The 9,703-nt window shown below is 55.7% G+C and carries 7 protein-coding genes; 2 read left to right on the top strand and 5 right to left on the bottom strand.

The window, feature by feature from the left end; genetic code table 11:
• Nucleotides 1-228: hypothetical protein (locus J2W17_RS25110; RefSeq protein ID WP_307341015.1), on the top strand; the 228-nt coding region annotated here is incomplete at its 5' end.
• Here the strand turns inward: J2W17_RS25110 and J2W17_RS25105 are convergent.
• Complete coding sequence (locus J2W17_RS25105; RefSeq protein ID WP_307341013.1) at nucleotides 225-2,816, bottom strand: glycosyltransferase; 2,592 nt, start codon at nucleotides 2,814-2,816, stop codon at nucleotides 225-227. The two genes, J2W17_RS25110 and J2W17_RS25105, sit on opposite strands and share 4 nt — an antisense overlap.
• 270 nt (nucleotides 2,817-3,086) lie before the next feature.
• On the opposite strand from J2W17_RS25105, the gene tcdA reads away from it, so the two are divergent.
• A complete protein-coding gene (gene tcdA / locus J2W17_RS25100; protein WP_150766012.1) occupies nucleotides 3,087-3,905 on the top strand; it encodes a tRNA cyclic N6-threonylcarbamoyladenosine(37) synthase TcdA in 819 nt (272 codons plus the stop codon).
• A 154-nt stretch (nucleotides 3,906-4,059) separates the two neighbouring features.
• Here tcdA and J2W17_RS25095 read toward each other — a convergent pair whose 3' ends face one another.
• From J2W17_RS25095 to J2W17_RS25080, 4 genes are read right to left on the bottom strand one after another with little or no spacing between them, the layout of a single operon-like run.
• On the bottom strand, nucleotides 4,060-5,163 hold the full coding sequence (locus J2W17_RS25095; RefSeq protein WP_307341005.1) for a DegT/DnrJ/EryC1/StrS family aminotransferase: 1,104 nt from the start codon (nucleotides 5,161-5,163) through the stop codon (nucleotides 4,060-4,062).
• Nucleotides 5,150-6,388 carry an MFS transporter gene (locus tag J2W17_RS25090; protein WP_307341002.1) on the bottom strand — a complete coding sequence of 413 codons (1,239 nt, stop codon included), beginning with the start codon at nucleotides 6,386-6,388 and terminating at the stop codon, nucleotides 5,150-5,152. The genes J2W17_RS25095 and J2W17_RS25090 overlap by 14 nt, the downstream gene beginning before the upstream one ends.
• Nucleotides 6,385-8,649: a glycosyl hydrolase family 65 protein gene (locus tag J2W17_RS25085; RefSeq protein ID WP_307340999.1), complete on the bottom strand. Its 2,265-nt coding sequence runs from the start codon at nucleotides 8,647-8,649 to the stop codon at nucleotides 6,385-6,387. Before J2W17_RS25085 ends, J2W17_RS25090 begins: the two co-directional genes overlap by 4 nt.
• Entirely contained in the window at nucleotides 8,643-9,692 is a 1,050-nt protein-coding gene (locus J2W17_RS25080; protein WP_307340995.1) for an NAD-dependent epimerase/dehydratase family protein, read from the bottom strand. The genes J2W17_RS25085 and J2W17_RS25080 overlap by 7 nt, the downstream gene beginning before the upstream one ends.
• Between the last annotated feature and the right edge of the window lie 11 nt (nucleotides 9,693-9,703).

Genomic DNA, 9,703 nt, shown 5'->3' with positions numbered 1-9,703 from the left:
CTACTTGTAAACCTCCGTAAAATTTCAATTTGGCAACGAGCACTTGGGGGCGCGGGCTTGCTCGCGACGATTTTAGCGACCGTGATGCCCCCAACGCTAGAACCCCCGCTCCCACAGTTATTGAGTTCGGCCGTTAAACCGAATTCCGCCGAGCCCCGCAAAATGGCGGTTATCTTAAAGCAAAACGGCAGCCATTGGCCGCCGTTTAGTGCATCCGCAGCGATTTAGACCGCTGGTAGCGGCTCGGCTTCGGCCGAAGGTTTGGGCAGCGAAGACAGGAACGCCATGATCAGCGCGGCCAGGTACGGCAGCGACTGCACCAGCAACATGGTCACCCAGAAGCGCATGTCGTTGCTCGGCATACCGTTCACCAGGAAGATCCCCAGCGCCGCACCCCATAACAGCAGCATGATGAACACTTCTTCGCGCGCTTCCGAAATCGCCACCCAGAAGCCGTGGTTATCGGCGTTTTTCGGCGTGCGGAAGAACGGAATGCTGCTGGTGAAGAAACCGTACAGCACCGCTTTGGCGATGGTGTGCGACAACGCCAGCCCGGCCAGTGCCGCGCAGAACGCATCCTTGAGGTTAACCCCCACCGCGCGACGGTAGAGAAAGATGATCTTGCCGACCTTGAACACGAACAGCGCCAACGGCGGGATAGCGAAAATCAGCAAGGGTGGGTCGACCCGTTGCGGCACGATGATCATTGCCGCCGACCACAACAGGGCGCCGACGGTGAAGAAGATGTTCATGCCATCCGCCACCCACGGCAACCAGCCCGCGAGGAAGTGGTAACGCTGGCCACGGGTCAGTTCGGTGTCCTTGCCGCGCAGCAGGCTGGCGGTGTGACGCTTGATGATCTGAATCGCGCCGTACGCCCAGCGGAACCGCTGTTTCTTGAAGTCGATAAAGGTATCGGGCATCAGGCCTTTGCCGTAGCTGGTGTGGTAATACGCCGCCGACAGGCCTTTTTCGAACACGCGCAGGCCCAGTTCGGCGTCTTCACAGATGCACCAGTCGGCCCAGCCGAGCTCCTCCAGCACCGAGCGCCTTGTCATGGTCATGGTGCCGTGCTGGATGATCGCGTCACGGTCGTTGCGAGTGACCATGCCAATGTGGAAGAAGCCTTTGTATTCCGCGTAGCAGAGCTTCTTGAAGGTGCTCTCGTTCTGGTCGCGATAATCCTGTGGCGACTGCACCACGGCGATTTTCGGATCGGCGAAGTGCGGCACCATATGCTTGAGCCAGTTCGGATCGACGCAGTAGTCCGAGTCGATCACCGCAATCACTTCGGCATCCTTGGCGGTGTGCGGAATCAGGTAGTTCAGCGCGCCCCCCTTGAAGCCAGCCAATGGTGCCACGTGGAAGAACTTGAAGCGCGGGCCGAGGGTTTCGCAATAGGCCTGCACCGGCTCCCAGACCGCCGGGTCCTTGGTGTTGTTGTCGATGATCAGGACTTCGAAGTCCGGATAATCGAGGTTGGCCAGGGCGTTGAGGGTCTGTTTGACCATCTCCGGCGGCTCGTTGTAGCAAGGGACGTGAATCGAGACTTTCGGTCGGTAGTCCGAATCGCCCACTACCGGCAGGAATTCGCGCCGGCGCTTGTGGGTCCAGACCGCTTCGGCCAGTTCGTGGGCCTCGGTCAGCAGCACGATAAACACCCCGAGCGCGCCGAGCCCGAGCAGGAAACCCACGGTCAGGCTGAACCAGGTGCTGTATTGCAGGCTGTAGTCGTAACCGATCCACACCAGCACCGAACCGCAGAGGAACGCGATGAAGGTCAGGAAGGTACGGCCACGTTGACGCAGGGCCGAGCCGTCGATCATCAACAGGGTCAGGGACAGCAGGGCCAGCACCACCGATCCGACAGCCAGCACCCGCCATTGCGGAATCGCGACGACCGGGCCTTCGAAGTTGAATTTCTGCTGGCGCGCGGCGTTGAATACACCCCAATACGCGCCCACCGAACCTTCATCGCTGGCCTTCCAGGGTTGGTCGAACGCTTCGATCACGAAGTAGTTGAAACCCTGGCGATTGAGCTTGTTGACCAGTGTGCGCAGGTAAATCGCCTGGTCTGCCGGTGACGCATCGGCGCCGCCGCGCATACGGCCGTTGCTCGGCCAGCCGACTTCCGACAGCAACAGCGGTTTTTTCGGGAACATTTTCTTCAGGTCGCGGGCGCGGTCGAGTACGAACTGCCCGGACTGCTCCATCGGCACGTGTTCCCAGTAAGGCAGGACGTGCGCGGCGATCAGGTCGACGTGCTTGGCCAGGCCGGGGTTTTCTTCCCAGACGTGCCATTGCTCGGAAGTGGTCACCGGCACTTTCACCGCCGCGCGGACGCGATCGAGAATAATGCTGAGTTCGGGGGCGGTAATTTCCTTACGGAAGATCGCCTCGTTACCGACCACCACGCGTACCACACTGCGCGAGCTGTTGGCGATTTCGATGGCACGCGTGATCTCGCGCTCGTTGCGCTCCTCGTCCGGGCTGATCCAGATCCCGAGGGTGACCCTCAAGCCGAATTCTTCCGCCAGTTTGGGGATGTTTCCCAGGGTGCCATCGACAGAGTAAGTACGGATGTTGTCCGTCAGCTTGCTCAGGATCTCCAGGTCGCGACGCATTTCATCGTCGCTCGGGTATTGCTCTTTCTGCGGGTACTGGCCTTGTTGAAATGGCGAGTACGAAAATCCGGAGATCTGTTCGGGCCAATCGGGGGCGGTGACCGGGCGGTTGATCAGCGCCCAGAAGCCAGTAAACAAGGCGGCGATGGCGAGCACCACCACCAGGTTGAGTCCAAATTTACGCGATGACATAGCTATTTCGGGTTCCAAAGGCTGTGGAACTAAGGACCGGTCGGCGAGAACCAAGGGGCGCGCATCCTACACCGGGCATTCCCTGAGCGTACAGCTGACAGGAAAATGCCCTACATTTGGCACTCCAACTCGACTTAAGTTCTTTCGTTGGCGTTCGTAGGCTAATTCTTGTTTGCGCGTAGCCTGATTAAAGAAACCAGGAGGTCATTCAGAGTCCAGAGATGCTCTTGGCCGTCTTCGGCCCTATAATGCGCGCCGGTTTTTGGGGTAATGGTCATGAGTACAGAAGATCCGCGGTTTGCTGGCATCGCCCGCTTGTATGGCATCGAGGGCCTGGAGCGCTTGCGCGCGGCCCATGTGGCGATCGTCGGCGTCGGCGGCGTCGGCTCCTGGGCGGCGGAAGCCGTTGCCCGGTGTGGCGTGGGCGAAATTTCGCTGTTCGACCTGGACGATGTCTGTGTCAGCAACGCCAATCGTCAGTTGCACGCGCTGGACAGCACCGTCGGCAAGCCCAAGGTCGAGGTGATGGCCGAGCGCCTGCGCGGGATCAACCCGGACTGCACGGTGCACGCGGTGGCGGATTTCGTCACCCGCGAGACCATGGCCGAATACATCACACCGAACATCGACTGCGTGATCGACTGCATCGACAGTGTGAATGCCAAGGCTGCGCTGATTGCGTGGTGCAAACGGCGCAAGATCCAGATCATCACCACCGGCGGGGCGGGCGGGCAGATCGACCCGACGCTGATCCAGGTGTGCGACCTGAATCGTACGTTCAACGATCCGTTGGCCTCGAAAGTACGCTCGACCCTGCGCCGCGATTACAACTTTTCCCGCACCGTGACCCGCCATTACAGCGTGCCCTGCGTGTTTTCCACCGAGCAGCTGCGCTACCCGAAACCGGACGGCAGCATTTGCCTGCAGAAGAGTTTTGTCGGGGATGGGGTGAAGCTGGACTGCGCCGGCGGTTTTGGCGCGGTGATGATGGTAACGGCAACGTTCGGCATGGTCGCGGCGACCAAGGCTGTGGACAAGATTGTGGCTGGGGTGCGGCGGCCGGCGGACAAAGTAAAGCCGATAGCGTAATAGCTTTCAGCAGCTCCTTGTCCGAGCTCGGCAGCAATTGCTGCTGGTTATCGACTAAGTTGTTGCGGACCCTGGTTTGCCTTGACAGTCTTTGGATTATGACAGGCCCCGTGTGCGGGCTTAGCGTATTCGCACTTGATCGCGCCCGCACAAGTCATCGGATTTTCATGAGCTCAAAGCGCTTTATTGCGCCCACGACCTTCTCAACATCACTGTCTGTCAAATGATGGTGGCAAGGAAGAGTGAGCATTTCCCGGGACAAACGCTCTGTATTGGGTAAAACAACCTGAGGTTGGTTCTTTAACCAGGCTTTTTGCCAATGAATAGGCGTAGGGTAGTGAATTGCCGCTTGGATATCATATTCGGTTAGGTAGCGCTGTAGCCTGTCTCGGTGCTTCGACTGCACTACGTAGTGGTAGAAGGACCCGCCGGGCTTGCCACCGCCAAGGTCTACGGCCGTCGCCGTCCCGATAAGGGCCTGATCGTAGAACGCAGCAATTTCCAGTCGCCGCTTCAACCATTGGTCCAAGTACTGAACCTTTATGTTGAGGGCTGACGCCTGTAGCGAATCGAGGCGTGAATTGATTCCGAACAACACGGATTCGTTGCGGGTTTCCAGCCCGTGGTTACGTGCCCTCCTGGCATAGTCCGCGATTTTAGTATTGGTTGTTACCAGCATCCCCCCATCTCCCAAGCCACCGAGCGTCTTTAGTGGATGCATGGAGAAGGCTGATGCATCGCCCCTAGTGCCCACTTGATGCCCGTCGAGGGTAGTACCAATAGCCTGGGCGCAGTCTTCGATTACCGCAACACCGCGAGGGCGACACAAGTCGATTATCGCGTTAACGTTCAATGGACGGCCGCGCAGATAAACCGGTATGACTGCTTTTGTGCGGGCGTTCATGAGAGGCTCGATGGTATCGACGTTGATGAGTTCATCATCGCCCACATCTGCTAGAACGGGTTTGGCGCCGGCGGCAACTATTGCCCCCACCGTTGCGACGAAGGTATTTGCGCAGGTGATAACTTCATCGCCAGGCCCAATTTCAAGGCCCCGCATCGCCAGTAGCAAAGCGTCGGTGCCGGAATTGAGGGAAATGGCATAGGCACCGTTACATCGCTCGGACATCCATGCTTCGAACTTCACGACTTCCTCGCCAAGCACAAAGTCTCCGGCCGCCAAAAGCTCCTGCCAATGTTGCAGAATCAAGGCGGAAAGATCTTGGGCTTGCTCTTGCACATTATTACACTTGATCATTTCGAACACTCCTTGGCATGAACGTAAAGGACGCTAAAACAATTAATAGTGTGCCTACGGCACTGAGGATTGCCGTGAGGGAAAGTGTCTGCGAGTACCCGACCATCCCTCCGACAATTCCACTACCGAGATAAATGAAGGGGTGCACGCCACTGGTAAATAACGTATCGACTGCCACCACTTTGCCGAGGTCCTTCTCGGGAGAAAGTGTCTGCATCGCTGTGGCCCATCCCGTCAGCCAGGACGCTTCGACGATACCCACGAAGGTCGCTCCCAGTATTGCCATCCAAGACGAGCTTCCCATGCCGAGAAGAGCCATCGCGCCAGCCAAGAACAAGCCACAGGTCACAGCAAGACCGATCAGGTGTTTATGCCCGGAAGCGAGCACGGTGATGATTGATCCAATGCATGCGCCGAATCCCGAAGCGGCCAGACACAGCCCCCACATTTCTTCGCTGAAGCGATCGCTGATGGCATAGGGTGCAACGACTAGGAAAATCGGGAAACACAGTACATTCACCACGAGGGTGGCCGCGAAACCAAGCAATAGCGTGGAGTTGCCAGTAATGACGGTAATGCCGTTGATCGCTTCCCGGATCGAGAACTCCTCCTCGAACTCATGGCGCTCCACATTGGGCAGCATCGCCGTATAAATGGCGGCACAGAAGAATGTCAGACCGTCGATCAATATGCCCCAGACCGGATCCCAGAAAATGATGAACACCCCCAGCGTTGCGGGAAACAACACAGCGACCAGGTTATCGACAAAGTTCATCGCACCATTGCCAGCTACCAATGCTTGTTTGGGCAGTAGATTGGCGAGCAATACCTGAGCACACGGACGAGAAATCCCGATGCCGATGCCGAATATCAGATAAGCAATGACCAGGCACCACCAAGGCGAACCGGAGACGAGCAGCGCCACCGCGGCCAGTTGCGCAAATCCCCGCGCCGTATCGGTGTAAATCAGAATTTGCTTCGGTGACTTTCGATCCGCCAGCAAACCGCCGGCCAGAGCCCCAATCACGGTCCCGACCCCGACTGCCGCCATAATAAAACCGAATACGTCTCCTCCGAAGCCGGTCCGAATAAGTGCTATTGGCAGAGCGGCCAGACAAATAGCGTCGCCAGCCATCGAGAGGCTTTGCCCGATGAGCAACTTGCGAAAAGACGAGACACTCAGGGCATCTGTGTAGGGTGACAAACGATCAGCGATAGAGATCATAAGTACTCCTCCTTGAGGCCTATGCTTGCGTCATGGTTGAAGTGTGTGTCGAGCTTTAGTCCCCCTCTCCTGACCACTAGCTCTCCTTGACCGAGGATCGAGACCTTGAGCCGCTGGCCGCGAAAGTAAAGGGTGAAATGGCAGGAGTCCCAATGGAGAGGTAACTGCGGCCGGAAGGACAATCGCCCCTCTTTGATCTCAAGGCCGGCCAAACCCTCGACAAGTCCTTGCCAAGCACCGGCATAGGCGGATAGATGTAATCCATTGCTGTAGTCGACCACGGGAGTGAAGTCCAGGTTATAACGACTTGCCCGTTGTATGAAGTCGACACAAGTTCCCGTATCGCCCAAATGAGCTGCCACTACGGCATGGGGACCATAACTCAACGAAGACTCATGTACCGTACGCGGTTCATAATAGTTAAATGCAATGCGTTTAACGATTTCTGAAAAGTGCTCGGGAAATAGTGACATTAGCAAGACGATGTCTGCTTGCTTTACCAAACGTGAATTGAAGTTTTGCAACTTTTCGGCCTTTTCCCGTTCTGCTTCGTCAACAAACTGAGGGCCCCGTTTTTTATCCACTCTGAGTCGGGCGTCCGGCAGGGAAGCATATCCCTCGAACTCCTCGGGGATAGAAACACCCTGCACCATCATCCAAGGCAGGTAGACGCTATCCGATAAGGTTTGCCAACACTCTATTTCCGCCGCCGGCACAAGTGGGAAACCACAACGTCCCACCAACGACAGCGCGAGCCTGATGCACCACCTGAGCATATAGTTGGTAAAGAAACTATTATCCACATGATAGTGATATTCATCTGGCCCCATCACCGACTTCAGGACATATGCCTGCTTGTGCTCTGACCAGTTGAAAGCCGACGCAGCGAACCTTGCGCTTTCAACAATTATTTGGTATCCCCGTGACTCCATGTAATCATCGTCACCAGTGGCCGCCCAGTATTTATTTAGCGCATAGCAAATATCTGCTGATATATGCAGGACCTCCTTGACACTCCATTCTCGTCTTATTTCCGGATCTGGGTATGACAGCACGTAATGGGGCCCATTTTCGGTGCCCATGTCGTTGGAGGCTTCAGGGTAACGAGCGCCAGCGAAGCCGTTGGCTTTCGCAAACAACCGCGCCTCATCTATGAAATCATAGCGATAGTCGATCAAGGCTTTTGCCTGTACTGGATCGTTCCAGATCCAGAAAATACACTTATGCAACTCAGTATCGAAGAACGTGGCGCCAGAATGATAAGTGCTGGTTAGTCCTCGTGCCGGTGAAATCACGCCTCGATCATTGATCTTCGAGCCGACACCATGTTGCAAAAGTTGGAAAACGGCATATTTCATACCGAGTTCCGCAGGACTGCCTCTTGAACTAATGATGACTTCATGGTCACCCCAAAGGATATTCCACTTTTCCTGATGTGCGCTTTCGATACCAGTCGGGTCGGTTGCGGATGGGAAACACGCAAAAGTCGGATTGGGCGAATCTCGTTTTAATTGCCAGTGAGCAGAAAACTGTTGGTGTCTGGTCGTGGAGAAATCAAAAGTTATCGAGGCGACGCAGTTGCTCTCGTTTGTATCCCAGTAAATAGCGGAGCTGGCGGCCAGATGGGATCTTTCGAGGCGAAGGTTGTAGCCCAATCGGTTTTCTCGCGTTTCCACTATTAAACTTAAATCGCAGTCATCGCAAAGACTCTGCTTGATACTGTAGTGACGAGCAGTCAACCAATCGGAGGCGCCTAGGTATTCATTCAGCGCCGAGTCATCCATGCCAAAGTCCAAGCGTACCCGATGTGGCTTTTTCCAGGCGCCGACCCTGCACAACCCTATGTACGTAGAGGCGGCGGTGACATCAGGCGCATCGATGAATTGTCTCACCGTCAGTTCATATATGGCACTTCCGATCCGCACCCGTTCGGTACTGGTGACGGTTGCCTTGTCGAGCGACAAGACAACCGTCGGAGCGTCCAGCATCTGATGGGCGCGCTCGCCGGTATCGACATCATAGAGTCGGATAATCCTTGGCGCCGGCAGTGAAACTATCTCCCGTGATACCCCAAGCCCGGCAGCATAGATATCTCTAACCAACAACTGTGTGCGTTTCGTTCGCGCCGATGACTCTGGTACATAGGGACGTACCCCTATATGAGCATTGGCAAGGGTCGCCACGCAGGCCACAAAGGCGGAAGATTCTGAGCTGACCTCTACGATCTCTTCGACCTGCTTTCCATAAGTAATGGTTAGCACGATGAGGTGTCTCCGCAAGGCGGAAAGGACCAATCGTTGTGCTGCATGTTTCGAACGTTGTGGTAGCGGGTGTCCGAGAGTACATCAACGCTGTCTGTGAATCTCCCCGACTGCCATTGCTCGCATATCTCCAGGACGGCATCCCGAATCGAGTAAATGAACTCGAACCCGAGTTGCTGCTGGACCCGGCGTGAATCCAGGCGGTACGAGCGGACATCATTACTGGCGGTGGTGGTGATCGGTACGTTGGTCGAAAAGTACTTATCGACGATATCTTTTACCCGGTTAGCGATATCGGTGACTGTATGGTTTTCATAACCGACGTTGATGGCCATGCCACAGACCGAACTCAGAGACTCTCGCTGAACGAGCATCATATAGAGTCGAGTGAGATCACCAATATGAACATTTGGCCGGTACTGACTGCCTCCAAACACGGTGATTTCACCCCGAGCAAGCGCACTTGCAGTCAGGATGTTCACCGTAAGGTCAAGCCGCTGTCGAGGCGACCAGCCGCAAACCGTGGCAGCTCTAACGGCCACGGTCTGGAAAGTTGAATCGGTCAAGTCGAAGAGTATCTTCTCTCCTTGCGCCTTGAATCGATTGTAGTCAGTGATCGGAACGCAGGCTTGGTTCTCATCAACAAAGGGTTTTGCACTGATTCCGTAAACGCTCGCCGACGAGGCGTAAATGAAACGCTGGCAACCTAGTCGCCTTGCGCTGCCCATTAAATGGGGCAGGCAATCAATATTGATTGACTGGCCAAGTTCAGGAGCTGAATTGAAACTCGGATCATTGGCCACTGCGGCAAGATGGACTACGGTCCGAGCGTTCTGTAATGCCTTCTCCACGATCAGTTTGTCACGGATATCACCTTTTATGAATTCCAGGCCAGGGTGACTCATGAGCAACTCAAGCCCATTGGAGAAGAACAGCGCGTCCAAGACCCTGACTTGGTAACCTGCGGCCAGCAGTTTTGGAACTAAGCGGGATCCGATGTAGCCCGCTCCACCAGTTACAAGAACAACCGATTCATTACTCATGTCTATTCTTC

This window comes from Pseudomonas lini, assembly GCF_030812475.1.
Taxonomy (GTDB): domain Bacteria; phylum Pseudomonadota; class Gammaproteobacteria; order Pseudomonadales; family Pseudomonadaceae; genus Aquipseudomonas; species Aquipseudomonas lini_A.
This window is presented reverse-complemented; position numbering and strand designations above follow the sequence as displayed.